The organism is Ruegeria sp. F12 (genome assembly GCF_056533885.1).
In genome coordinates this window covers 18975-44496 of record NZ_JBQFOV010000017.1, presented here as the reverse complement: position 1 = coordinate 44496, position 25522 = coordinate 18975, and the positions used below count along the sequence as shown (strand labels likewise).

Sequence of the window (25522 nt, the reverse complement as noted above, 5' to 3'; positions counted from 1 at the left end):
ATAAGGGCGGAAATTTGGCTTTATGCCGCGAACCCTGCGAAACCGCTAATAGGATGCCGATATCATGTCCGCGTAGTTGTCTGCCAGCATTCGCGCATCGGTGCGGTCGAATTTCACCGTCGGCAGGGCTTGCATATCAATCAGCGCCGCGTTGTCGAACAGTTTGGCCAGATCGACATCAAGATTTATCTGCGTCTCCCCTGCCCGCGTCATGTCTGCCGGAACCAGCACCGAGACCTCGCGGGCATTCTCGGAAAACCCAACATGATAAACCAGCGGAGAAATGGCTCCATCCACATCCAATGCACCCTCGAAGAGAACGAATTTATACCCAACCTCCCAGTTCCACGCCATCTGGCTGTTGGGGTCCAGATCGCCCCGCGCAAGGATCGACCCGTTGGCGTCCGGGTCCACGCCGATCAAAAAGCGCAGTCCCTCGATCCGGCGCAGTGGCACATCGGACAGAGTGATCACATAAGATCTGTCCGCATTGTCGAACCGGGCAAGGTAATAGCTGTCGGGCTCCACGAACTCTTCATCGCCCGAGGTCAAAACCAGATTACTGAGGTAAAACCGAAAATCTCGTACCCGAAACGCGCCGGGTCCAGCGGGGTTGTCATACATGAACTGGTCGAAGGTCAGCGGGGCCCCATCCATGGTCGCCCGCAGCGTGACGGTGACATCGGTCGTGCGTTTGGGGCCAGGGACGAACACAATCCATCCGATGGCAAGCAACACCAACAGACCAAAACCGGACATGGCTTGCAGGCGGGACATCATGAGCCTCCTTCAAACGGATTGGAAAAGGCAGGGTCGGTCAGAAAAACTTCGTCGGTCAGCGTATGTAGAAAAGCGATGATTGCGTCGATTTCCTCGGGTGTCATGCGCAGGCCCACCGTATCCGACGGGGTGTCAGGGGCGTTATCGGCTTCAAGGATCAACGGGCTGAGCGTGTCGCTGACGACAATGCCGTCATTATAGTGATTCATGACATCTCGCAGCGTCTCGAACCGGCCGTCATGCATATAAGGAGCGGTCACGGCAATATTGCGCAGGGTTGGAACCTTGAAGAACCCTTTGTGAGCAGGGTTTCCCGTGACCGCCATCAAACCAGGTGCCAGCGTGTCCTCTGGGTCGAGCCCATTGTTCGAGAACCCGTCCAGCGCGTCCCGAAACCCCGAGGTCAGGAACTGACTGTGGCAATCAATGCAATTCCCGCCGCGCAGGGACACTTTGGTGTCAGGATGGGCCATGAACAATTTGCGCCCATGTTCTTCTTGCGCGTTCAACCGCACCTCACCGCGCAGGTATTTGTCGTATTTGGAATTGTCCGAGATCAGCATCCGCATGAAACTGGCCAACGCCCGGGCGATGTTGTCGGCGCTGACTTCGCCATAGGCGCGGCGAAACATGCGACGATAGCTAGACGAGCTGGACAGCTCTGCAACCAGCACGTCGATATCCTGCCCCATCTCTTCGGGGTGCTGGATCGGCATCAGCGCCTGCTCTTCAAGCGAGGTCGCGCGGCCATCCCAAAAGAACCTCTCCTGCCCCCAAAGCAGATTGACCAGGCTCATGGCGCTGAACTCCAGCTCACCGCCCGACAAGGCCGGAGATCGGGCACGCCCGTCGGTGAAAGCCATCGCCTGAATGTGGCAAGTGGCGCAGGACACTTCGTTGTTCGCGGATAGAATAGGGTCGTAGAACAGGTGCCGCCCCAAGGCGAAACCTTCCTGAGTCAGCGGGTTATCAGGCGGCACGGCAAACCGCCCGAACACAAACGGCGCCGAGAAGTCGGCGATGGGTGTCGCCACCGGATCGCGGATGAAGTCCCGGATCAGCCACCCCGCCGCGACCAGAATCGCAGCGGCGGCCAGCAGAACGATCACCCGAGGCATGGGCCACCCGATCCGTTAGTGGTGATGCACAAAGCCCGAACCAAACAGACCCTCAACGTTGTCCACGCCCTTGTTGTAGCGTTCCTTGAAATTGACTGTCCCGATACGTTCACCGGTTTCCAGATCATGCACCGAAATCGTGTGCGCGTTCAGAGAAGCGATGAAATCCACATCGGTCGGGTCATTGTCCGCACCGTTGCCCAGATTGAGCAGATTGTTCTGAATCGCGATCAACTCGCGCCCTGAGGCGGAGGTGAAAAAGATCATGTGATGTGCACCGGGATCGGTCACGATGTCGGGGCCGCTGGACACCAGTTCAGGCAGTGCGCCCAGTTCGTACCGTTTCACCACACCGGGCAAAGCGTGCGAAATGAACAGCTCATCCTCGGTGCCATAGAATTCCAAGGGCACGGCAGTGTCATTGGCGACACCGCTATAGATGACCTCGGGCGCGCCAAAGGTCTTGGCCTTGGCGTCATAGGGGATTTTCCACGTCTCGAACCCGAACATTGTATTGGCCAGAATGGCCGGTTCGATATCGGGGTGAATGCTGGGCCGCGCGAACAGAACCTCGACCGGAGAAGACGGGAAGTTCAGCGGCTTTTCATTCTCGACGGTGATGTTCTGGATAGGCTCTAACGTGTTCAGATCAATGATCGTCAACGCGTTCCCAACACCAGTAGCCAAGTCAGGATGCACGGTCGATGTCACCACCATACGATCCTCGAAAGCCGAAATGCCATGCGGATACATGATATACGGGGCACCTTCGCCGACCTGACTTTTACGGGCTTCGATGATTTTGACCACCGCGTTGGTTTGCGGATCAAACACCCCGACCGAGCCGCCATCATCACCTCCGGTGCCCCCCATGAAGGTAACAAACATGTATTCCTGCCCGTTCGAATTGGCCCACATGATATCTTCGCCCACGATCTGGCCCTGTGTGTCCAGACAGGTGATGCCTTCGATCACCGGCGCACCGCCAGCGTCCCTCGACAAGCCAATCTCGGCCAGACTGCACGCCGGATCAAGCCCGGTGGAATACAGCCTGCCATTCGGGCTGTAGTAAAGGTGATGCAGAGGGTGCTCGATATCGGGTTGCTCAACCTCGCTGAGAATTTCTCCAAAGCGATCAGATTCCGGGTCCAATTCAACAATGGCAACGCTGTGATGGGTATCCAGCGTCGGCAACCCGCGCAGCAACACCATGCCATGGCTTTCTTCACGGGTCTGCGCGTAACTGGCTGAAGTGCTGACGACCAACCCTGCCGCAAACAGAATGGTTGCTCCAAATCCCATGTATTTCATAGCTTTCCCCCTTGTTGCACAGCCCTAAAAAGTTCAGGGTTAGATGTATCTTACGTAACGTCATATCACAGTGAGACGCCTGCACCAAACACCCCGGCGCTTTACCGGAAATCAGTATGCGGCAGTAAGGAAGTCATTGTGTTTCAAAACAGTTTGACCACTGCGTGAACATTCCCCAAGCGTGGCCCGAAACCGCGCCTAGGGATCACCGAAAACCCCGCGCAGAATTCGGCGAATATCCTGCGCGAACGCCTCGCGCGAAGACGCAACAACCAAAGCGCCCCGTGTGGCGGTTATCAAAATATGCGCCAGATCCTGCGCCCGTTCCGGCGTTGCAGCCAGGTCGTGGCGCAAGATAAATGCCCCCAGCTTCTGGGCATACAGGCTGGGCCAATTTTCGGGCTGGGCGCTTGCGACGGCCAGAGCATCCTCGAGCAGCTCGGACCCGTGCCTGGATTCAGCCAGTTCGACCGAATCTCCGACGACAGAAATCAGCGCCGTTTCCACTACAGCCATCGGCGCGTTTTCAGCCTGATCGAGCATCGCGAAAACATGCTGGTACAACGCTTCTGTATAGGCCCTCAGCGCCCAAGCGTAACACGCGTCCTTCGATCCGAATTTCTTGTAGATCGACTGGCGAGACAGACCCACCGCGCGCGCAATGTCTTCCATTGACGTTTTGCGAAATCCGTACTGGGCAAAGGCGGTCATGATATCTTGTGGGTTCACGCCGGAAATTGTGTTCGCAGTCGCCAAAAATACCCCACTTCCCGGTCAGGCAGGGCACAAACACAAAGTACCGCCTTTGACCAATCAATCACATTTTTACATTTCTGACAATGTTCGTGAAAAATGACAACTGGTCAGCCGCAGCCAATAGGGAACGCCCTATCCTTGGGAACCACAGCGTTGACGCCACGCTAAGCGTTTTCCGCCAAAATGATCTTCTCGGTCGCGCGAACCAGGTCAGGAAACCGTGATCGTTCGTGGATATATAGGAATACCTGCCTGTGATCTGGCAAGTCGCGGATCAGTCGAAATGCGGTGGCTTCCGGAATGAACCCTGTCACCGTTTGTGGCAAAACCGTCACCCAATCACCGGTCCGAACCATCGCAATCAACGAATGCGTGTTGTGGATGGTCACTCCCGCCCGGTCAATCGCGGCGTGAAACTGCGGCGACTCGATCAGGTCGCACAATGCGTTGCGAATGAATGGAACCGAGGCGATTTGGGCAAGGGTCGGCGGCGCCTCTTGCGCGATCAACGGATGCTCGGCAGAGCAGACCAGCCCGAATCGGTCCCGCAACAGCGGCACCGCGCGAATACCATTCAACGCATGATACCCCGAGGCGATCCCGATATCGGCTCTGCCTTCGACAAGCGCGTCAAGAACCTGCTGCGTATCGGTGTCGCGCAAATCGACTTTCACGCCGGGATACTGCCGCGCAAGATGCGATAACACGCGCGGAAAAATCAAAGCCGCAACCGACGGCACCGAGGCAATGCGCAACAGCCCCTGCTCGGCGATCGCGGCCTCTTCGATGTCCTGCACGGCCTGATCGAACTGACGCACTTGTTTCAGCGCCAGTTCAAACACTTGCGCTCCCAACGGGGACAAACGGCTCTTGCGCTCACCTTCAAACAGCTTTCGACCCAGATGGTCCTCAAATTGTTTCAATGTCATCGATACCGCCGACTGCGTGCGCCCCAAGCGATCCGCGGCCTCGGTCAAATTGCCGGTTTGGGCAACGGTGCAGAAACAACGAAGGGTTTCAATCTTGAGTGCCATATTTCAGTTTTCCTGAACTTTTGTTCATTCGTTTGAATTTGACTGATATGCGGCGGAAAAGCCATCCTGAGCGCGACTCTTATTTTGCTCTGGGGCGCATTGTGACCAAACTGAACCTGATCGCTGGCGAATGGCTGGCGGGTGATTCTGAAATCGAAAACCGCAACCCTTCGGATCTGAGCGATCTGGTCGGCATCTTTACGCAGGCCAGCACGGATCAGCTTGAGGCGACACTGGATCAGGCGCGTCTGGCTCAGGCCGAATGGGCCGCTTACCTGCCCGAACGCAAACAGGCCATTCTGAACGCCATCGGCAATGAATTGATGGCCCGCGCGGAAGAGCTGGGCACGCTTTTGTCCCGCGAAGAGGGCAAACCGCTGGCCGAGGGCAAAGGTGAAGTCTATCGCGCCGGTCAGTTCTTTACCTACTACGCCGCTGAGTGCCTGCGCCAGATCGGTGAGAATGCCGATAGCGTTCGACCCGGCGTTGAGATTGACGTGCGACGCGAGGCCGTGGGCACTGTCGCCATCATCAGCCCATGGAACTTTCCCACCGCGACCGCCTCGTGGAAGATTGCACCAGCGCTGTGCTACGGCAACGCCGTCGTATGGAAGCCTGCGAACATCACCCCGGCCTCGGCCGTAGCCCTGACCGAGATCATTGAACGTCAGGACATCCCCAAGGGCCTGTTCAGCCTGATGATGGGCTCGGGGCGCAGCATCGGGCAGCGTCTGGTGGAAAGCCCCAAGGTGAACGCGATTTCATTCACCGGGTCGGTGCCGGTGGGCAAAGGGATTGCGGCAGCGGCCATCCAGAACCTGACCAAGGTACAGATGGAAATGGGGTCCAAGAACGCGCTGGCCGTGATGGACGATGCCGATCTGGACCTGGCGGTAACACTGGCGCTGGGTGGCGCGTTTGGCGGCACCGGGCAGAAATGCACTGCCTCGTCGCGGCTGGTCGTTCATGCGGGCATCCATGATGCGTTCGTCGAGAAACTGGTCGCCGGCACACAAGCCATGAAGGTCGGGCACGCGCTGGAAGACGGCACTCAGATGGGGCCGGTTGTCAGCGAGCAGCAGTTGCAGGAAAACCTCGCCTATGTCGATCTGGGCAAGTCTGAGGGCGCTGAGCTAGCTTGTGGCGGCGCGCGGTTGGAGATGCCGCATGACGGGTTCTACATGTCGCCCGGAGTGTTCCTGAACACCACCAACGACATGCGCATCAACCGCGAAGAAATGTTCGCGCCGCTAACCAGCGTCATCAAGGTCGGCAGCTATGATGAGGCGCTGAGCGTCGTCAACGACACCAAATTCGGCCTGACTTCGGGCATCGTGACCCAAAGCCTCGCCCGCGCCACCCATTTCCGCCGCAACGCGCGCACTGGCGTAGTCACGGTGAACTTGCCGACAGCGGGCACCGACTATCACGTACCCTTCGGCGGACGCGGCGACAGCTCATATGGCCCGCGTGAGCAGGGAAAAGCGGCAGCTGAGTTCTACACCACCATCAAAACCGCCTATATCAGCGCCGGGACGCCGGTCTGATGCGTATCGACGGGCTGCAATATGCCAACTGGTCGGAAAAGATTTTCCGGCAACTGCGCGAAGGTGGCGTGGATGCAATCCACGTCACCATCTCTTATCATGAGAACTTCCGCGAAACCGTCCTGAACTTTGAAAAGTGGAACCGTTGGTTCGAGCAATTCCCCGACCTGATCATGAAAGGTCGGTGGGCCAGCGACATCGACACGGCGCGCGAAACCGGGCGGACGGCGGTGTTCTTCGGCTTTCAGAACCCCTCGCCCATCGAAGACGATATCGGTCTGGTCGAAATCCTGCACGATCTGGGTGCCCGGTTCATGCAGTTGACCTATAACAACCAATCCCTGCTGGCCACCGGCTGCTATGAGGCCGAAGATACCGGCATCACCCGCATGGGCAAGCAGGTGATCAAAGAGATGAACCGCGTCGGCCTTGTCGTGGATATGAGTCACTCGGCTGACCGATCCACAATCGAGGCTGCTGAAATGTCCGAGCGTCCCATCGCCATCACTCACGCCAATCCGCATGACTGGTCGCCTGCACTGCGCAACAAGCGCGACGCAGTGATCCGCGCGGTGACGGAAAATGGCGGGATGCTCGGCTTTTCGGTCTATCCGCATCATCTGAAAGACAAATCCGCCTGCACGCTGGATAGTTTCTGTCAGATGATCGCCCGCACCGCCGACAAATACGGAGTCCAACATCTGGGGATCGGCACTGACCTGTGTCAGGACCAACCCGACAGCGTGGTCGAGTGGATGCGCGTCGGGCGCTGGACGAAAGAAATCGACTATGGCGAAGGCTCGGCTTCGGCGCCCGGTTTTCCGCCCATGCCAAACTGGTTTCAGGACAACCGCGATTTTGGGAATATCGAATCCGGACTACGTTCCGTGGGTATGAACGAAGATGAGGTCTCAGGTATCATGGGCGGCAACTGGTATCGTTTCTTTGCTGAAAACTTCGGACCACGCGCATGATCGATTTGCACCGCGATATTGCACGCCGAGACCCCGCGCAGGTCATGCGGCTGTCGCGATTGGGGTCGCTGCACCAATGTCGCCTTAGTTTCATGCGGCAATTGACCCGGCGGATGGCCCGCGAGAACTGGCGTTTTACCCGGCCCGTTTTTGACATCGACACGAACGGGGTGGGTCATGCGGTCTATACCGCGCACGGCCCTGAACGCGCTTATTCACTGGTTGCTTTCGCTCATGACCTGCCGCCCGAGCAACGCTCCGACCGCGTGATAGCCGAGGCTTGGGACGCCACATTTACCCTGTTCGATGGCATCCCCACGACCGAAGACATTGACCGCCTGTCTCAAAACGTCCCCTTGCAAGAGGCCGGGCGGATCAGCGAAAGCGAGTTGTCTCTGTCTCGCGCCAACCGTTCGGTCCGGCTTTGGGCGCATGTGGTCGACGCGCTGGCAGCAGGCACACAGCCGGACCCCGAGCAGATCTATCAGGTGGGCTACCTGATGCGCACCACGGCTGTTTATGGATCGGGCAAGTTCGGGGCGGCTGATCGTGAGAAAACTGCCGACCGCCCGGAACTGAGCGCCCCTTTCCAAACCGAGATGCTGTCGGTTTATCTGACCCGCACCTTCGTGCGCGATCTGGTGCAGCACATGGCACAGGCCAAAGGGGGGAACCAAACCGCCAGTCTGGACCCGACGATTGCGCAATGGCTGGGCATTGGCAATTCGACCGGTCTGGGCATGGCGCCCTTTATCGTCAACCATCCCGTGCTGTTCAACAACTGGATCTTGGTGCGCGAAGAGGCCATCGCGCGGGTGCGGTCCGTGCCGCAAGCCACACCTGACCGCATCGCGCAGTTCCGCGCGATTTTCGAACGCAGCAAGCTGTCGGTGTCGTGGTGGCGCTCGGATCATCCCGTTCAAATCGACAAGCTGGCCGTGCTCTGGGCTGATCTGGACACGCTCACCGCCGAACTGGCCCAGCGCGACCTGACCGAAAACCTTCCCTGGGACGCCCTGATCCGCTGGTCCGAAGATCATCTGAGTGAAGAGGGGCAGGAATTGCTCGCCTCGCTGATCCTCGAACCTTACGGCGATCTGGTCGACGGTTTGGTCGATTGCATGGCCGACAGCAACGCCGGGGCGCAGGTGATCGACGGCAGTATGAGCGTCGCACAGGTTCGCGCACTGATCCGGCAGAGTTTTGACTGGGCGCTTGATCTTGACTGGAAAGCACCGGCCAACTGCGCCCGCGCCTGGTACGTGTCCGAAGAAAAGCTGGAACCCCGTCTGGGCGAACGGTTCGAAGAGCCCATCGCGGAGTACGAACAACCCTTGGCCCCGGCCCGCGATGCGGCGACGGCTTACGACGCCCTGTCCCACTGGCCAGACACCACCTCCATTGCCGCGTTTCTGTCGCAGCACCCCGAACATCGCCACACGATCCGGCGCGCGCAGATGGGACAGGTCGCACCATATGGTGAAATCCGCGACAATACGATCGGCGCGGATGTCATGCCCATCGACATGCTGCGAGCGAAACTCTCGTTCTTCGGTGCCACGCATTTCGATCCCCGCTCGGACCGTTGGGTGCGGATTTGCATGTATGCCGGTGCCCCCTACCCCGAGGATCTGTCCGCAGATACCGCTGATCACTGGGTCTACCCAAGGGCAATGACATGAGCTTTTCATTAAACGAGGTCGAGGCCACCGCCAAACGCGCCACGCGCGGCGCGGGCTATGGCTGGGGCCTGTCCGAAGAGGCCGGAAAGGCCACCCGCTGGCTATGTGCCGCGGGACTGGACGGCGCGCAGATTCTGGCCGATCTGTTGGACCGGGGCTTGGCACATGCGCCGGGCCGACACCGCCCGGCATGTCAGGGCAACGAATGGGGCGGGGATGAAATCCTTTGCCCTCTGGCCACCGGGGCAGCCTTGTCCGACCATATGGGCTCGCTGCGGACGGGCGAAATCACACTGACCAATGTCACCGCCCCTGCCCTGTTGCTGCCATTCGCCGCGAACGTTGCGCGCAATTTGAAAACGCCCGTCACAATCACCGTGGATGGCGTTGAGGTCGTCACAGATGGGCCCTCTCTGGCCGTGAACCCAGCGCTGCCCAGCGACGCCGCTTTGGTGAAGGTCGCGCTTGGCGGAACCTTGACCGCACCCGCTGCCTGCGCCTCACGCGCGATGCCCGATCCGGCCGCATGGGCCGTATTGAACCGTTTTGCCCACCGCACCTATGCCCCCGCGACCGAGGCCTCTCGCCTGCTTGGGGCCGGGTCTGGCCTGTCCGACAACGATTGATGAAAGCGACACGATGGAAACCCGCACTCTGACCCTGACCGAAATCGAAGACCTGGCCTTTCGCGCCCTTGTTGCCGCTGGCACGACCGACGCCAACGCCCGCCCGCTGGCCGTTGCCACGGCGGCAACCGAAGCGGATGGGGTGGCCAGCCACGGTCTGGCCTATATCCCGATCTATTGCGAACATGTGCAATGCGGAAAGGTCGACGGTGCCGCAAAGCCCGTCTTGGACCGGCCTCGCTCTGGCCTGATCACGGTTGACGCGGCAACAGGATTTGCACATAGCGCAATTGACATGGGGTTTGACGCCCTCATCCCAGCCGCCAAGGAACAGGGCATCGCGGCCTTGGCCATCCGCAACAGCTATAATTGCGGGGTCCTGGGCTATCACACGCACCGGTTGGCGCAGGCGGGTCTGGTTGGGTTGGGCTTTACCAATGCACCTGCCTCAATCGCGCCATCGGGCGGGTCGAAGCCGGTTATCGGCACCAACCCGTTCTCGGTCGCGGTACCCGGCACAGATGGACAGCCCGCCGTTCTGATCGACCAAAGCGCTAGCACCATCGCCAAGAGCGAGGTCATGAAACATGCCCGCGAAGGCAAACCAATCCCTGTGGGCTGGGCGCTGGACGCGGATGGGAACCCGACCACGGACCCCAATGTCGGGCTCAAGGGCTCGATGGCCCCATCGGGGGGCTACAAAGGCGTGGGCATCGCTTTGCTGACCGAGATCATGGCCGCAGCCCTGACCGGCGCGACGCTCGGCATTCACGCTTCGCCATTCTCGGGCACAGCCGGAGGGCCGCCCAAAACCGGTCAATTCTTTATCGCCATCGACCCGGTCGCTACGGCGCAAGACATGTTTGCCGAAAATATCAGTGCATTGGTTGGCGCGATCCATTCTCAGGACGGCGCGCATCTGCCGGGCGACGGACGGCGCGCAAAACGCATTGCCGCCCAAACCGAAGGCGTCGCGGTCAACAAGGCGACCTTGGACAAGATCGAGGCTATCCTGGCCTAACGCTGCGCACTCCCGACGGAACAAAAAAGGGCGCCTTATTGGCGCCCTTTCTCGTTCTCGACCACATTGGGTTATTGGATCAGGCGCAGCTTCTGGATCGAGCCTGCAATCGACACGAAGGAGTCGATGATCTCTTCACCGGTCACTTCATAGTAGTGCGACCAGGACGAAGCACAGGTTCTGATCTCGGATGCGGCCTGCTCCGTGGTTTCGAACGCGACGGTATAAACAACGGCACCTTTCGTTTTGGCCAATTCACACTGTTCTTGGAACAGTTGCAGGTTGGTCAGCTGCGACGAGGCGATGGTCGTGTCGTCGCTTGGGCGCGCAGTCAGCTCGGTCAGGCCGTTTTCCTCTTCCATCTCATCGGCGGGGCGCACCTGCGGGGTGGTTTGTCCATCGGTCATGATCACAATGATCTTCGAGCTGTTTTCGTGATCCCAGCTCAGCGGGCGGTCTGCGAACTCGGAGGGAACTTCCCCGGCTTTGCTGAGATAGGCAAACTCATCCTGACTTGACGGGTCCAGCAGGGCCAGCGCGTATTTCAGGCTGTAGTTGGTGCCGGTTCCATCGAACAGGCGCAGACCGTCGATGAAGGTGTGCAGTTTGGTTTCATCGTTCTGTGCGTATTGGATGCTCATTTCGTCTTCCGGGCACCAACCCCAATTCTGGGTAGTCTCATCATATTCCCAGTTCACGAAATAGGGCGTCTGATCGATCGAACCTGAAGGCAGGCTTGTATTCAGGAAATCCGAATAGGTCATTTCCAAGCAAGACGAGGTATTGTTCGGAATGTTGCCCACATAGCTGTGGAAATCAGAATACTGCAGTTCGATGTCCACGTTATTGAACTTGGTTGGGCCCGAAGCCTCATCATAGACCGTCGTTGTCCGGTCAATGCTGTAATACATCGTCTTCTGCTTCCCGCCCTTGATGGATGCACCCACCAATTCGGCGCTCTCAGGCAGCTGGGACGAGTTGTTGATGATAAAGTCCCGAACATAGTGGTAGTAGGTGTCGACGTCATCCTTGTTGAACAGATCGGTCTCGTTATCCGGGAAGCTGTCGATCTTGACGGAAAAATCGGGGTCAGCATTGCCGTCTGTATCAAACCAGAACACGACGTTCGAGATATCCTGCTGCCATTCCGGGAAGAAATCGTCGTCGGTGGTCGTGCCAAACCGCTCGCCACCCAAATATTCGAACATAACCGAGCCAGGGTTGGTTTGACCCGCAAACGGGATAACGCTGACCGAGGTCGCACACTCGGTGCCTGGGTCGTCGTTATGCTCCAGAGTTTTTGTGATAAAAGCTTTGGCAGCGGTTTGCATTTGGGTCAGGCGTTCGTTGTTGCCCATACTACCCGAGATGTCCAAAACCATGGAAATCTCGGTGCACGGCGCCGCCTCATGCGCGGCGGAATTCACGTCCAATGAAATCGTCTCAACACCGCTCAACCGCATGAAATTGGTGTCAAAACCAGATGTCAGGCTGGCACGGACAGTACGGTCCAGATATTTGTCTTCGACAGAAATCGAACTTGCGTACTCACCCAAACCGGCGGCCGCCAGATGTGCTTCGACAACTTGCGCAGGATCGAGGGTTTGCTCAAGGCTCGCGGCAGAGAGGACAGCGTTGTCCAGAGCCCACTGCAATTTCGCGCGGTCGCGCTCATAATTCATTACATCGACGGCAATACCCGCCGCAGCCAATAATAGAAAAAAGGCAAACAACGCGAAAATCGTCAAACCACCTTCTTCGCGTTTCGCAAACCAACCAACATCCGCAACCGAATTTCGGAGAGTTTTTGAAACGGCTTTCTTCCGTGAATTCAGATTAAACATTTCTTTCTCCAGACATCCTTATTCGCGAATAAGATGCCCAAAGAAGTTGTCTCTATTTTGCCGTAATGTTGCTATTTGGGTTACCGGAGGTGAACCCATTTTTAACTCAAAATGAACGCGCGGGTGACGTGGAAAACACGGAACTGTCACGAATTCGAATAAAAATATTTAAAATCAATATGATATCACACACCCGTGAAAACGGCGCTTTGCACGAGGACCACTGACCGAAAATTAACAGACCGAGTGACCCTGGGTAACCTTGCCACATTCCCTTATTTTTAGGCCTCCGAGTCGCGAACCTGGAAATTTCATCGCGGACACCTCACGTCAGGCCTTGCCGCCCAACGGTTCTACTCGGCCAACACACACGCCTAAAATTACCGTGAAAATTGGCCTCTCAGTACTCGTCTTCATACGGAAAACCGGACCAGCGCATGGCTTCTTCCTCGGCCCGAGAAAGGTCCAGTTTCTCCATCCCCATGTGCAAATGATCCAGAAGCTTTCCGCACAAAATTGACATATTCAACGCAAAATCCGCGCGGTTGACCGCCGCCGTCACAACATCCTCAGGCGCATTTTCTAGGACATCCACGGTGGCCCGCACATCATGAGAAATAACCCATTCTGCACAGGCCTGCCCTCCGATGACCAAGCTGGAGACACGCTCCAACTCTCGACCGGACCGTTCATCATACCATTGATAAAGCGGCAGGACCGCAGCAATTGCCGCGCCTATGACCGTGCCTTTTTCAATGATGTCCAAAGTTATCCGCATATGCCCCACTCCAAGCTATCAGAATGAGCCAAGATTACTTAAGAAAAGCCGTTTGCCCTAGTTGCACCCAACCGACGCAATCTAAGGTCTTTTCCAGCCCGTCGGAATAACGATACGACACTCCAGCCCGCCCAGGCTCGTTGAACGGCCAAGGTCGAGTTTTGCCCCATACGCGTTCAGCAGATCGACCGCAATCGCAAGACCAAGCCCACTGCCGGCAACCGATGTGTCCAACCGCCCGCCCGAGCGCAGGGCCTCGCGCCGGTTGTCCTCGGGGATGCCGGGCCCATCATCCTCGATTAGAACCTCGACGTTGCCTTTTCTAACCTGCGCCACAACCCGAACAGTCTTCTGACACCATTTAACGGCGTTATCCATCAGGTTGCCCAGAACCTCTTCGATATCCTGAGGGTCCATGCGCACCCATAATCCGGTTTCGCGAGTGACTTGAAATTGTTTGCCTTCCCGTTCGGTCATTCTCGAGAACAAGCGCGCAAGACGGTCGACCGAATTTGAAAGATCCGTACGGGAATGGGTCAGTTCGGCCGTATTCATCGCACGCATCCGCGCCAGTGAGCGGCTGAGCTGCGCATCGATCCGGTCCAGTGCCTCTTGCGCCGTGTCTGTCGTGGCACCTTGTTCGGAAAGACTGGTTAGTTCATTGCGCAATATGGCCGTCGGGGTCTTGAGGGCATGAGCCAGATCAGCGGTCTGCCGTCGGGACCCGAAGACGATGTCCCGGTTGCGTCGCGACAATTGATTAAGGTCTTCAACCAACGGCGAGACTTCTTCGGGGTAATCATCCGGCTTCAACCCCTCATCCGTGTCCCAGCGATGGGACACATCTGTGCGTAGTTTGCGCAGCGGCCCCAGAATAGCCGACATCAGGAAAAGCGACCCAGCCACTCCGATGAGACCGACAAGCGTAAAGACCGGCAGAAGGTTCCGCTGGGCCGCGCGGCGTTCGCCCATCAATTCCTCGCGGCTTTCAGCCACGCTGACACCCCAGACCGTTCCGTCTTCGTAAGATATTTCCTGGTAGATACTGCGCACGGCCTCATCTTCGGGGCCTTGCGTGTTCCAAAAGGTAGGCGCGTTGGGAAGGCCCCGGGGCTCGGCCAGCGTTTCATCGAACAACGAGGCCGAGGTAAATACCGACCCATCACTACCGGTGACCTGCCAATAGCGCCCGGAAAACGGTGTGCCATAAGCCGGGTCGAACATTAGGTTGCCAAGCGCATCGGGATTGTCTGTCGTGACGCTCAACCCTACCACAAGTTGGGTGTGGCGATCCCGCAACGCGGTGTCAAACTGGTCCGAGACCCTTGAGTTGATGTAGGAAAACACTGCCAGAGTCCCCACGCCAACCGACACCGCCCCAGAAGCGATCCCCCCCAGCAATGCGCGCTGACGCAGGGAAAGCATCAGTCCGTGTCAATCATATAGCCGCGTCCTCGTACCGTCTTGATTAGGTCCGATCCCAGCTTTTTGCGCAGGCGTGTAATGAAAACCGCAATGGTGTTGGAATCCCGATCACCGTCATATTCATAGATATGCTCAGAGAGTTCGGTGCGTGAGATCAGCCGTCCGCGATTGTGCGACAGATATGTCAGAACCGCGATTTCCTGCGCGGTCAGGTCCACCGGCACATCCTTGACCGTCACCCGCCCGTTCTTTGTGTCCAACGCCACATCGCCCATTTCGATGACAGCGCTCAGCTGTCCGCTTTGCCGGCGCAATATCGCGCGCACCCGCGCGGCCAGTTCAGGCATATGGAAGGGCTTTATCATATAGTCATCCGCGCCTGCATCCAGCCCGTCGACCCGATCGCTCCACCCATCGCGCGCAGTCAGGATGAGAACCGGCGTCGAAACCCCGGCCTCACGCCATTCCCGCAAAACTGTGATACCATCGCGTTCAGGCAGGCCGATATCGAGAATGATCATATCGTAAGGCTCGGTCGACCCCAGATGCAGGGCCTCCAAGCCGTTTTGAGCGGTGTCCACGACCCGCCCTTCAGCATTCAGCAATCTCTTGATTTGAGCGCTCAGATGCGGCTCATCTTCTGCCAGAAGTACTCTCATAACGCGAATTTACAGCTATTCAGTTGCGTATTCATCTAGTTTTTCTTGCCGCCGCCATTTCCGCCGCCGCCGCCATTTCCGCCGCCGCCACCGTTGCCGCCGCCACCGCCGTTGCCGCCGCCGTTGCCACCACTGTTGCCGCCGCCATTGTTGCCTGAATTTCCGCGGTTCCCTTTATTGCCATTGTTGCCGTTATTGGACTTGGCATTGGAAGCACCGTTGGACTTGGCCGTTGCAGAATTGCCCGGTGAAGTCTTCGCTGCCTCTTTGATCTGCCGCCCGATACTGGACCCGTTTGAAATAACCGCGCCCGTCTGAGCATCGACGATCACGCTGATGATCCGGCCGTTCGGCTTTTTGACCAGAATGCGGTAGTAAACCTTGTCATCCTTGAATGCGCGCGCATCCACGGGGGTGCCGCCAAAGACCTTCTCAACGCCCTTGATGACTTTTTTCAGGCGGATCGCCCCGCCCACAAGCGTCGCTTGCCGCAATTCGGACTGCTTGAGTTCGCGCACAGCAGACTGCCCTTCTCCGGTCAGGAGAAGGGACGCCACAAATGCCGTCGCCAAAAGCTGTCTCATCACTGTCAACTCGTTCTCGCGCGAAACGGTCTAAAGCCTAATTTATTCTATGTGAACCAGTGATGAACAAACGGTTTTTCGTGTGTTCAGGGTGCATCAGTTCAAATGAGGTCGTGGGGTGATTCTGTCGCGCGTTTGTCGTGCCGGAAAACATGGATGCAAACACATGACCCGTGAGGACTGATATGAAGACCAAAACCAACATCCTGCTGAAAGCTACGGCAGTCGCAGTCGCTTTGGTCGGCTCCACCGCAATCGTGACGACACTTGCTGTCCCTGACGCTGCCTATGCCAAAAATGGCAATGGTGGCGGCAACGGGAATGGCGGCGGCAACGGGAATGGCGGCGGCAACGGGAATGGTGGCGATAAAGGCGGCAATGGCAACGCCAACAAAGGTGATGGCGCAAAAGCCAAAGGCAATGCCGGTCGCGGCAAAACTAAGTCCGGCAGCTCCGGGAAAAAATCCGGTGGCGGTTTTTCCCTGAAAGAGCTGTTCAACGGGAACAAGTCGAAAAAGAAATCCGCCCGCGTGGCCAGCACGACGACCTCAACCACCGAGGTAGAGGAATCCGTCCGACCAAAGGGCCGCAAGAAGGGCAACAAGGCTTCGGCTGAATTTGGTGCGCACCCGTCCGAGTTGGGCGCGTTGAACGCCGCCAACGCCAGCGAGACGGCCCTGCAAAACGCATCGCCGAATTCACGTGTGGGTCGCATCGCCACCTACCGTGACACGGTTCTGGCCGGTCAGGCACTGAGCGAGGAACTGGAAGAAGCCCAGGAATTCCTGGATGGCTTGGAACCTCCTGCTCGCCCCACCGAAGACATTGAGAACGACCTGACCGATGCTCAGCAACAAGTTGAGGAAGATCAAGCGCTTGTGGATGATCTGACCGAGCAACTTGAAAATGCCCCGGACGACGAAAAGGAAGCGCTTGAAAATGAGCTTATGGAAGCTGAAGAGGCGCTTGAAGCCTCGCAGATGGCCGCGTCCGAACTTGAAACAGAACTCGCAGACGCCGAGGAATATGAAGACGCTGTCGAAACGGTCGACACCCTGACGGAACAGGTCGAGGCTCAGCCCGAACTGGAACGTGAAGCGTTGGAGGCTGCGGCGAACAAACCCGTCACGGATGAGGTCGAAGCGACCGTAAGGGCAATGTTGGGTCTCGACCCGGTTGAGGAACCTTTTGAAGAAGAAGAGGTATCCGAAGTCGAATAAGAACCAATCACCGATCTCGGTGCCCTTACACTCACGGAGGCATGGGGGGCCGGGCCAGCCATTTCATCCACCTACATGAGCCTTTGGCTGGCCCGGAACAAATTCACAGAACCCCACGACGTTCTGCCCAGTACCAGGTATCGCGCACCTTTTCTCACTCTAGCCGCGATAAAAAGCCCGCTCTATTTTGAGCGGGCTTTCCCTTTTCACCGTACCTATTCCGTATGTCTTGTCCTGATGCGTTCTACTTTGTCGGAACGCTTCTTTTTGCCTCGATAAGCCGCATCTCATCGATGATAGAAGACAGTGTAATGTTAATCGGAGGAAAGCGGTTTCCGCGCGTCTTATCGCACGGTGTTTTTCCGTCACGCTGAACCAAATTCCGGGACCGATTAGCAGCGGTGGTCCGAGGTCCGGCAATCAGGATGGCAGACTTTGTCATGCGTTTCCCCTTTGCATGAATTCGGGTAAATACTCACTTTCGTTAAGAATCGATGCCGCGATTATGCAGATTTCCGTTGAACACACAGCAAATACATTGTTCAGCTTGCGTTAATGTTGTCGCGAAAATCGCAACAAAACCAAATAGGGCGCGCGAATCGCCTCGGGTCAGATCCTTGTGTTTTCGAGCCATTCATCCGTTCTGCACCCCTGCGAACCCAAGCCCGAGTTGACAGTCGGCAGCGTCTCGGATAACACCCGCCGCAACATCCGGAAGCGTCTGATCTTCCGGTCCCTTGAGTCGTTCAGGGATCGCCCCCCACCAGCGAGTTTCGCCCGTGGGGGCAATGCCACTTGGCATGACCCCCACGTCAAATTCAGTGGGAGGGGGCGTTTGTGCATTTAACCGACGCATCCTATCTAGGAGGCGCCACCAGATAACCGGCTAAGGAGGCCGAAGGCATGTTTGAAAATCTATCCGAACGCCTTTCCGGCGTCTTTGACCGGCTGACCAAACAGGGCGCGCTGTCCGAAGAAGACGTGAAAACCGCCCTGCGTGAGGTTCGCGTGGCCCTGCTTGAGGCCGACGTCTCGCTGCCCGTCGCCCGTGCTTTCGTCAAGAAGGTGCAGGAACAAGCGACCGGTCAGGCCGTCACCAAGTCGATCACCCCCGGCCAGCAGGTCGTCAAGATCGTGCATGACGCGCTGGTTGACACGCTGCGCGGTGAAGAAGACCCCGGCAAGCTGAAGATCGACAACCCGCCTGCGCCGATCCTGATGGTCGGTCTGCAAGGCTCGGGTAAGACGACCACGACCGGTAAGCTGGCGAAACGCCTCAAAGAGAAAGAGGGCAAGAAGGTTCTGATGGCTTCGCTCGACGTCTATCGCCCAGCGGCGATGGATCAGCTGGCCGTGTTGGGGACGCAGGTCGGCGTTGATACGCTGCCGATCGTACCTGGTCAAAAGCCGGTGGATATCGCCAAGCGCGCCAAGCAGCAGGCAACGTTGGGTGGCTATGACGTCTTCATGCTCGACACCGCGGGCCGCCTGCATATCGACGAAGTCCTGATGGACGAGGTCGAGCAGGTCCGCAACGTGGTTGACCCGCGCGAGACCCTGCTGGTCGTCGACGGCCTGACTGGTCAGGTTGCCGTGGAAGTGGCTGAGGAGTTCGACGCCAAGGTAGGCATCTCGGGCGTGGTCCTGACCCGTATGGACGGTGACGGGCGCGGTGGTGCGGCGCTGTCGATGCGCGCAGTCACCGGCAAGCCCATCCGCTTTGTCGGGCTGGGCGAGAAGATGGACGCGCTTGAGACCTTCGAGCCGGACCGGATCGCCGGTCGTATTCTGGGCATGGGCGACATTGTTGCCCTGGTCGAAAAAGCCCAGGAAACGATGGAGATCGAACAGACCGAGCGCATGATGAAGCGCATGGTAAAAGGTCAGTTCAATATGAACGACCTGAAGATGCAGCTGGAACAGATGATCCAGATGGGCGGTATGCAGGGCATGATGGGCATGATGCCCGGCATGGGCAAAATGGCCAAGCAGATGGATCAGGCCGGTCTGGACGACAAGATACTGCGCCAGCAGATCGCCATGATCCAGTCGATGACCAAACGCGAGCGCGCCAACCCTCAACTGTTGCAGGCCAGCCGCAAGAAACGGATTGCGGCGGGTTCGGGGATGGAGGTCAGCGACCTCAACAAACTGCTCAAGATGCACCGGCAGATGTCGGACATGATGAAAAAGATGGGCAAAATGGGCAAAGGCAAGATGCTGAAACAGGCCATGAAGGGCATGTTCGGCAAAGGCGGCCCCTCGCCCGAAGACATGGCCGCAGGCATGGACCCCAAGGCGCTGGAACAGGCCGCAAAGGCCATGGGCAAAATGCCCGGTGGCATGCCTGGCATGGGCGGCGGCATGGCTCTGCCTCCGGGCCTCAGCGGGTTCGGTAAGAAAAAGTGAACCTGATCGCCGATCATATCCCCCGGCTTGAGACCGAGCGCCTGATTATGCGCGCGCCGTCCGAGGCTGATCTGGATGCGGATGCCGCGTTCTTCGCCAGCGAAGCGTCGCAGTTCGTTGGCGGCCCGTTGCGGCGGGATGAGACATGGCGGCTTGTCGCCAGCATCCTTGGCCATTGGGCGATCCGGGGCTATGGGTTCTGGAGCGTTGAGGAAATAGACACCGGCACCTATGTGGGCCGTGTCGGCCTGTGGTTTCCCGAAGGCTGGCCCGAGCCGGAAATCGGCTGGACCCTGATGAACCACGCCACCGGCAAAGGCTACGCGACCGAGGCCGCAATGGCCGCGCGCGCTTACGCCTATGACGTATTGGGCTGGGACACCGCGATTTCGCTGATCGACCCCGACAATCACGCCAGCAAGGCCGTGGCCAACCGGCTGGGGGCCACGATCGACTATCACTATGACCACCCGAAATTCGGCAAGACAGAAGTTTGGCGGCACCCCGCCCCCGCCGATCTGGTGAATGGTGGCATGGAGGCTTACGCATGACCGACCCCGTAGCACAGGCTGCCGCGCTGCTGAAAGAGCATCGCGAAAGCATCGACCGGCTGGACGCGATCCTTGTCTACACGCTGGGCGAGCGGTTCAAGCACACGCAGGCCGTTGGCAAGCTCAAGGCGCAACACGACCTTCCCCCGTCCGATCCCTCGCGCGAGGCTGCGCAGATCGCTCGGCTTGAAGACCTGGCGAAAGAGGCCGATCTGGACCCCGACTTCGCCAAGGCTTTCCTGAATTTCATCATTCAGGAAGTCATCCGACACCACCGGAAACATCAGGAATGACCCGTCGTTTCCACCCATAGAATACCCGGTCCGCGACCGGTCACGCCATCTTAAGGAGATACCACCATGGCAATGAAAATTCGTCTCGCCCGCGGCGGCTCGAAAAAACGTCCCTTCTATCGCATCGTTGCGGCTGACAGCCGTATGCCCCGCGATGGCCGTTTCATCGAGAAACTGGGCACCTACAACCCGCTGCTGCCCAAAGACAGCGAAGAGCGCGTGAAAATGAACATGGAGCGCATCCAGTACTGGCTGGATCAGGGCGCTCAGCCCACCGATCGGATCGCTCGTATGCTGGAAGCTGCTGGCGCCCGCGACAAGGCCGAGCGCAACAACCCCAACAAGGGCACCCCGGGCAAGAAAGCCCAGGAACGCGCCGAAGAAAAAGCAGCCAAGGCTGCTGAGGCGGCAGAAGCTGCTGCTGCTCCGGCTGAAGAAGCGGCTGCAGAAGAATAAGCAGGAAAGCGCGTGCGGGATCAGACTTTCACCGACGATTTTCGCGCGCAGTTTGACCTGTTGCTGCGACTCCGGCGCGATGTGCGTCGGTTTCGCACCGACGCGATTGACGAGGCAGTGCTGACGCGCTGCCTCGACGCGTTTCGGCTGGCCCCTTCGGTGGGGCTCAGCGAACCCTGGCGCGTGATCCGCGTCGAAAGCCAGCCCGCGCGCGACGCGGCGCTGCGAAATTTTCAAACCGCCAATGCGCAGGCATTGGAAGGGTATTCCGGCGAAAAGGCGCAGCTCTACAGCCGCCTGAAACTGTCGGGGATGCAAGAGGCCCCGGTGCAACTGGCCGTGTTCTGCGACGACACCACCGACAAGGGGCAAGGTCTGGGCGCAGGCACGATGCCCGAGATGCGGCGCTATTCCGTGGTCTCGGCCATCACCCTGTTCTGGCTGGCCTTGCGGGCCGAGGGTCTGGGGCTGGGCTGGGTGTCCATTCTGGACCCTGACCAGATGGCGCGCGACCTGGACGTGCCCGAGGATTGGCGCCTGATCGGCTATTTCTGCGTTGGCATGCCGGAAACGCAATCGGACACGCCTGAACTGGAACAGGTCGGCTGGGAATGCCGCGACGACAGCCTGCCCATTGAGGTGCGATAGGCGCATGTTCGGGTTATTACGCCTTCCCATCCTGCTGATGATCGCCTTTATTGTCGGCGTGTTCTTCGAACGCTCAAACCAGCGCGAAGCCTGCGAAGGCATCGGGCAATGGGATGACGGACTTTGTGTGACGGATGGGGCAAATGAGTGATCTGATCTGCGTCGGCAGCATTGCGGGATCATATGGCGTGCGCGGTGAGGTGCGGCTGAAAAGCTATTGCGCCATCCCCGAGGATATCGAAGCCTATTCCCCCCTGACTGATGAGGCCGGTGGAGAACGCTATCCACTGATCCTGACCCGGTCGATCAAGAACGGCTTTGCGGCGCGTTTGGGCGGAGTTGAAACCAAAGAACAGGCCGATGCACTGAAAGGTCTGCGACTGTTTGCGCGGCGCGATCAACTGCCCTCGTTACCCGATGATGAGTTCTATCACACTGACCTGATCGGGCTTGAGGTCTATGACACAGGCGGCACCCTGCTGGGCCGTGTGAAGTCTGTGCAAAACCACGGCGCTGCCGACCTGCTGGAACTGCACGGGCCGGGGCTGAAGGCCACCGTTCTGCTGCCCTTCACGCTTGAGGCCGTCCCCACGGTCGATCTGGATCAAGGCCGCATCATCGCCGACCCGCCCGAAGGGCTGATCTGATGCGCCGCGTCCTGCTGCATCTGGGCCTGCACAAGACGGGCACCACTGCGGCACAGTCTTTCCTTTATGAAAATCGCGAGTTGATCTGGCCGCATTTCGCGCTGGTTCTGCCTTATCGCACGCGCAATTCGGGATTGTCGCGGGCAGCAACTAACCATTCCGTTTATGGCACCGTTGGCACTTTGTCCGAATTCGGTCGCCAGATGCGCGACTTCCTCGATACGCTGGATTTTGGAGAAAAGCGCGGCTTGATCCTCAGCGAGGAAAACTTCGCGGGTCTCCGCCCCAGTCGCAATCTGGAACAGGGCTACGCGGCGGCTCCCGATCTGGCCGCCTGTCTGGTAGATTCGATCCACCAGAGGTTTTCAGGGCAGGAGGTCGAGATCACGCTTTACCTGTCTTTGCGCCAACGGGGCAGTTGGCTGCGCAGCCTGTGGGCCCATGATTTGCAGCGGATGCGGCAGGTGCAAGATTTCGACACGTTCCGCGACAGCATCGACCATTTGCCCTCCTTGCAAGAGACCGTTGACCAGATCCGTGAGAAACTGCCCTCGGTCACCGTGACCACGGAATGGCTGGAGGAACTGCAATTGCGTCAATTCGGGCCGGGTGCGCCCTTTGCCGAGTATCTGGACTTACCCTATGACAAGGCGCAACGGCTGGTTCCGCCCTCCAAATCTAACACTCGGTTGCCCGAGAACGTTTTGACGGAATTGCTGAACCTGAACAGATCACGTCTGGACGAAGCCGCCTTGATCGCGCAAAAGGCCGCCGTAGTTGAACGGGCGCAGCAGGCGCTGATGGGTGCGACATGACCGAAAAACCGTCGAAATCTCATGGGCGCAAGGCGATCCGCCCGACCCTGAAACCGCGTGAGTTGCTGACCCCAACGCCCGACCTGCACGGAGTGTGGAAGGCTAAGATCATCACTCTGTTCCCTTCAGCTTTTCCCGGTGTGTTGGGCGAGAGCCTGACGGGTAAGGCACTGCAAGAGGGCCTCTGGCAGTTGGAAACCGTCGATCTGCGCCAATTCGGCGTCGGAAAGCACCGCAATGTTGACGACACGCCTGCCGGTGGCGGCGCGGGCATGGTGCTGCGCGCCGATGTACTGGGCGAGGCGATTGAACACACGATGGCGGGGGTGCGGGGTAACTGGCCGCTGATCTACCTCAGCCCGCGTGGCCGCCGGATGGATCAGCGCATGATGCAGAATCTGGCGCGCTGTGACGGTATGACCCTGCTGTGTGGCCGGTTCGAAGGCGTCGATGAGCGGGTGTTGGAGCATTACGGCGTGCAAGAGGTCTCCTTGGGCGATTTCGTCATGACCGGCGGCGAGATTGCCGCGCAGGCTCTGATCGACGCGACTGTGCGGCTGATCCCCGGCGTATTGGGCAATCAGGCTTCGGCTGAGGAGGAGAGCTTTTCCTCAGGTCTGCTGGAACACCCGCAATACACACGCCCCGCCGAATGGAAGGGCCGTCCGATCCCGGACATTCTGATGTCGGGCCATCACGGCCGTATTGCCAACTGGCGGCATGAGATGTCCGAGCAGATCACACAAGAACGCCGCCCCGACTTGTGGGATGCTTACACCAAAGACAAAGACTAGCCGTTCTTCCACCGCGCCCAAATCTCGGGTGGGCCGTTGAAGGTGTTGATGTCCACGGGTCCCTGCACGCCGGGCACCAAACCAGTGCCGGTATATTGCCAGAACCGCCAAACCGCCTTGGGATAGACGTTGCGGGGGTGGCCTGCCACTGACCTCAGCCAGAACTCGGTCTTGGGCAGGCGCCCTATGTCGGTGTCGCCGTAGAAATCCACGGTGGTGTAGACAATCGGACGCCGCCCGTAGTGACGTTCGAGAATATCCAGAAACCGCCTTGCCTCGGCTCGGACAGTCGCGCCATCGGGGCGTAGGGTGCAGGTCTTGGAATGCGGCGTCCACTCCATATCCAGAACATGCGGCAGGTCCGATCCTTTGGGAACGTTCTGGATGAACCACCGCGCCTGCTCGCGAGCTGGGCGGCAGAAATAAAAATAGTGATAGGCACCCCAAGGCACCCCGGCGGCCTTTGCTCCGCTGCTGTGACTTGCAAACATCGGATCAGCTACATCACCACCCTCAGTCGCCTTGATGAAGACAAAGCTAACCCCCGAAGCCTTGGCCTTGTGCCAGTCAATCGGCCCTTGCCAACGCGACACGTCCAGACCGTGCACCGGATAGTGGCCAGGATGGCGCCCCTCCCACGGGTGCGGATCAGCATCGCCAAAAGCCGGGAAGATCACCGAAGGTGAGGTCGTGTCCAGAAACGCGTTGGCCTCAACCTGTTGCGGCGGCGGGCTGCTGCGACCGCAGGACAGGATGGCAAAAGCCGCGACAGCAAGCATCAATGCAATGCGCATGTTCTGTTCCTGTTTGAAATGACTGCTCTTGTAATTACCCTCAGAATGCCTGATCGACGGATCAAAGCAACGATGCTGTTTTGAGGCGGCGGAATCCCACCGTTTCACAGCATTTTGGGCTTGATCCCTGCACATAATGCCCTTAAACGACCGCAATCCGGTGCCGCGTCATGCGACTCCGGTGTTTTGGTTTGGTCCATGTCGTGACGCCCGGCTTTCTTCGGCCACGGCGCGGCGGAACAAACTGGACTAAGGAACATTCGATCTGACCTCTGGCGGGCTGCATGCAGGACCCGGTGAAGACCAAGAGCTCTCAGCCCGTGCCCAAACTTCGTGGACCAACCACGAGCAGATAGGAGTGAATGCGATGGACCTGATCGCACAGCTTGAGGCGGAACAGATTGCCGCCCTGGGGAAAGACATCCCCGATTTCAAAGCCGGTGACACCATCCGTGTCGGCTTTAAAGTGACCGAAGGGTCGCGTACCCGTGTGCAGAACTACGAAGGTGTCTGCATCGCGCGCAAAGGTGGCAGCGGCATCGCCGGTTCGTTCACCGTCCGCAAAATCTCGTTCGGCGAAGGCGTGGAGCGTGTATTCCCGCTGCATTCGACCAACATCGACAGCATCACCGTTGTCCGCCGTGGCCGCGTCCGTCGCGCCAAACTGTACTATCTGCGCTCGCGTCGTGGTAAATCCGCGCGTATCGCCGAAGTCACCAACTACAAGCCCAAGGCAGGCGCCGAGGCGTAAGGAGC

At 58.5% G+C, this 25522-nt stretch carries 27 protein-coding genes; 16 read left to right on the top strand and 11 right to left on the bottom strand.

The genetic code is table 11. From position 1 onward, the window contains the following. Positions 1-45: 45 nt before the first annotated feature. From ACR0CA_RS18495 to ACR0CA_RS18475, 5 genes are all read right to left on the bottom strand, one after another. Positions 46-777 carry an MbnP family protein gene (locus ACR0CA_RS18495; RefSeq protein ID WP_170775083.1) on the bottom strand — a complete coding sequence of 244 codons (732 nt, stop codon included), beginning with the start codon at positions 775-777 and terminating at the stop codon, positions 46-48. After that, a complete protein-coding gene (locus tag ACR0CA_RS18490; protein WP_170775085.1) occupies positions 777-1898 on the bottom strand; it encodes a cytochrome-c peroxidase in 1122 nt (373 codons plus the stop codon). The genes ACR0CA_RS18495 and ACR0CA_RS18490 overlap by 1 nt, the downstream gene beginning before the upstream one ends. A 15-nt stretch (positions 1899-1913) precedes the next feature. Beyond that, the gene (locus ACR0CA_RS18485) at positions 1914-3200 is read right to left on the bottom strand and encodes a hypothetical protein (protein ID WP_480900603.1); all 1287 of its coding nucleotides are present in this window, start codon (positions 3198-3200) and stop codon (positions 1914-1916) included. Positions 3201-3407: 207 nt separating this feature from the next. Continuing rightward, positions 3408-3920, bottom strand: coding sequence for a TetR/AcrR family transcriptional regulator (locus ACR0CA_RS18480; RefSeq protein WP_170787187.1), 513 nt, complete (start codon positions 3918-3920; stop codon positions 3408-3410). A 209-nt stretch (positions 3921-4129) separates the two neighbouring features. Then, complete coding sequence (locus ACR0CA_RS18475; RefSeq protein WP_170787185.1) at positions 4130-4999, bottom strand: LysR family transcriptional regulator; 870 nt, start codon at positions 4997-4999, stop codon at positions 4130-4132. Positions 5000-5046: 47 nt separating this feature from the next. Between ACR0CA_RS18475 and ACR0CA_RS18470 the strand changes: the two genes are divergently transcribed. The 5 genes from ACR0CA_RS18470 to ACR0CA_RS18450 are packed head-to-tail and all read left to right on the top strand — an operon-like array spanning position 5047 to position 10849. Further along, positions 5047-6546: an aldehyde dehydrogenase family protein gene (locus tag ACR0CA_RS18470; RefSeq protein ID WP_480900601.1), complete on the top strand. Its 1500-nt coding sequence runs from the start codon at positions 5047-5049 to the stop codon at positions 6544-6546. Then, a complete protein-coding gene (locus ACR0CA_RS18465; protein WP_480900599.1) occupies positions 6546-7520 on the top strand; it encodes a membrane dipeptidase in 975 nt (324 codons plus the stop codon). Before ACR0CA_RS18470 ends, ACR0CA_RS18465 begins: the two co-directional genes overlap by 1 nt. Next, a complete protein-coding gene (locus tag ACR0CA_RS18460; RefSeq protein ID WP_480900598.1) occupies positions 7517-9202 on the top strand; it encodes a hypothetical protein in 1686 nt (561 codons plus the stop codon). The genes ACR0CA_RS18465 and ACR0CA_RS18460 overlap by 4 nt, the downstream gene beginning before the upstream one ends. Then, entirely contained in the window at positions 9199-9828 is a 630-nt protein-coding gene (locus ACR0CA_RS18455; protein WP_480900596.1) for a DUF3726 domain-containing protein, read from the top strand. The genes ACR0CA_RS18460 and ACR0CA_RS18455 overlap by 4 nt, the downstream gene beginning before the upstream one ends. Before the next feature lie 13 nt (positions 9829-9841). Then, positions 9842-10849: an Ldh family oxidoreductase gene (locus tag ACR0CA_RS18450; RefSeq protein ID WP_480900594.1), complete on the top strand. Its 1008-nt coding sequence runs from the start codon at positions 9842-9844 to the stop codon at positions 10847-10849. Between the two features lie 71 nt (positions 10850-10920). Here the strand turns inward: ACR0CA_RS18450 and ACR0CA_RS18445 are convergent, their stop codons facing one another. The 5 genes from ACR0CA_RS18445 to ACR0CA_RS18425 form a co-directional block, all read right to left on the bottom strand. After that, complete coding sequence (locus tag ACR0CA_RS18445) at positions 10921-12693, bottom strand: pilus assembly protein TadG-related protein (protein WP_480900592.1); 1773 nt, start codon at positions 12691-12693, stop codon at positions 10921-10923. Positions 12694-13093: 400 nt separating this feature from the next. After that, a complete protein-coding gene (locus ACR0CA_RS18440) occupies positions 13094-13471 on the bottom strand; it encodes a hypothetical protein (RefSeq protein ID WP_170791446.1) in 378 nt (125 codons plus the stop codon). Positions 13472-13552: 81 nt separating this feature from the next. Continuing rightward, positions 13553-14896 carry a sensor histidine kinase gene (locus tag ACR0CA_RS18435; RefSeq protein ID WP_480877987.1) on the bottom strand — a complete coding sequence of 448 codons (1344 nt, stop codon included), beginning with the start codon at positions 14894-14896 and terminating at the stop codon, positions 13553-13555. Then, complete coding sequence (locus ACR0CA_RS18430; RefSeq protein ID WP_170775109.1) at positions 14896-15555, bottom strand: response regulator transcription factor; 660 nt, start codon at positions 15553-15555, stop codon at positions 14896-14898. The genes ACR0CA_RS18435 and ACR0CA_RS18430 overlap by 1 nt, the downstream gene beginning before the upstream one ends. 35 nt (positions 15556-15590) lie before the next feature. After that, on the bottom strand, positions 15591-16031 hold the full coding sequence (locus ACR0CA_RS18425; RefSeq protein ID WP_480900591.1) for a PepSY domain-containing protein: 441 nt from the start codon (positions 16029-16031) through the stop codon (positions 15591-15593). A gap of 293 nt (positions 16032-16324) precedes the next feature. Here ACR0CA_RS18425 and ACR0CA_RS18420 point away from each other — a divergent pair, with 293 nt between their 5' ends. The 10 genes from ACR0CA_RS18420 to trmD all read left to right on the top strand — a co-directional run bounded on the left by ACR0CA_RS18420 (position 16325) and on the right by trmD (position 23972). Next, entirely contained in the window at positions 16325-17359 is a 1035-nt protein-coding gene (locus tag ACR0CA_RS18420; protein ID WP_170787165.1) for a hypothetical protein, read from the top strand. 903 nt (positions 17360-18262) lie between these two features. Further along, positions 18263-19768: a signal recognition particle protein gene (ffh, locus tag ACR0CA_RS18415; RefSeq protein WP_480900588.1), complete on the top strand. Its 1506-nt coding sequence runs from the start codon at positions 18263-18265 to the stop codon at positions 19766-19768. Continuing rightward, positions 19765-20319: a GNAT family N-acetyltransferase gene (locus ACR0CA_RS18410; RefSeq protein ID WP_480900586.1), complete on the top strand. Its 555-nt coding sequence runs from the start codon at positions 19765-19767 to the stop codon at positions 20317-20319. Before ffh ends, ACR0CA_RS18410 begins: the two co-directional genes overlap by 4 nt. Next, entirely contained in the window at positions 20316-20612 is a 297-nt protein-coding gene (locus ACR0CA_RS18405) for a chorismate mutase (RefSeq protein ID WP_480552482.1), read from the top strand. The genes ACR0CA_RS18410 and ACR0CA_RS18405 overlap by 4 nt, the downstream gene beginning before the upstream one ends. 66 nt (positions 20613-20678) lie before the next feature. Then, entirely contained in the window at positions 20679-21068 is a 390-nt protein-coding gene (gene rpsP / locus ACR0CA_RS18400; protein ID WP_010437590.1) for a 30S ribosomal protein S16, read from the top strand. 12 nt (positions 21069-21080) lie between these two features. Next, positions 21081-21716 carry a 5,6-dimethylbenzimidazole synthase gene (bluB, locus tag ACR0CA_RS18395; RefSeq protein ID WP_480900584.1) on the top strand — a complete coding sequence of 212 codons (636 nt, stop codon included), beginning with the start codon at positions 21081-21083 and terminating at the stop codon, positions 21714-21716. 4 nt (positions 21717-21720) lie between these two features. Next, the gene (locus ACR0CA_RS18390; RefSeq protein WP_170356104.1) at positions 21721-21867 is read left to right on the top strand and encodes a hypothetical protein; all 147 of its coding nucleotides are present in this window, start codon (positions 21721-21723) and stop codon (positions 21865-21867) included. After that, positions 21860-22363: a ribosome maturation factor RimM gene (gene rimM / locus ACR0CA_RS18385; RefSeq protein WP_170775128.1), complete on the top strand. Its 504-nt coding sequence runs from the start codon at positions 21860-21862 to the stop codon at positions 22361-22363. The genes ACR0CA_RS18390 and rimM overlap by 8 nt, the downstream gene beginning before the upstream one ends. Beyond that, positions 22363-23178 carry a hypothetical protein gene (locus ACR0CA_RS18380; RefSeq protein WP_480900582.1) on the top strand — a complete coding sequence of 272 codons (816 nt, stop codon included), beginning with the start codon at positions 22363-22365 and terminating at the stop codon, positions 23176-23178. Before rimM ends, ACR0CA_RS18380 begins: the two co-directional genes overlap by 1 nt. Beyond that, positions 23175-23972, top strand: a complete 798-nt coding sequence (trmD, locus tag ACR0CA_RS18375) for a tRNA (guanosine(37)-N1)-methyltransferase TrmD (protein ID WP_170791430.1) — start codon at positions 23175-23177, stop codon at positions 23970-23972. The genes ACR0CA_RS18380 and trmD overlap by 4 nt, the downstream gene beginning before the upstream one ends. Here the strand turns inward: trmD and ACR0CA_RS18370 are convergent. Next, a complete protein-coding gene (locus tag ACR0CA_RS18370) occupies positions 23969-24766 on the bottom strand; it encodes a glycoside hydrolase family 25 protein (RefSeq protein ID WP_480900580.1) in 798 nt (265 codons plus the stop codon). The genes trmD and ACR0CA_RS18370 overlap by 4 nt on opposite strands. 367 nt (positions 24767-25133) lie before the next feature. Between ACR0CA_RS18370 and rplS the strand changes: the two genes are divergently transcribed. Continuing rightward, complete coding sequence (gene rplS / locus ACR0CA_RS18365) at positions 25134-25517, top strand: 50S ribosomal protein L19 (RefSeq protein WP_170328369.1); 384 nt, start codon at positions 25134-25136, stop codon at positions 25515-25517. Positions 25518-25522: the final 5 nt, after the last annotated feature.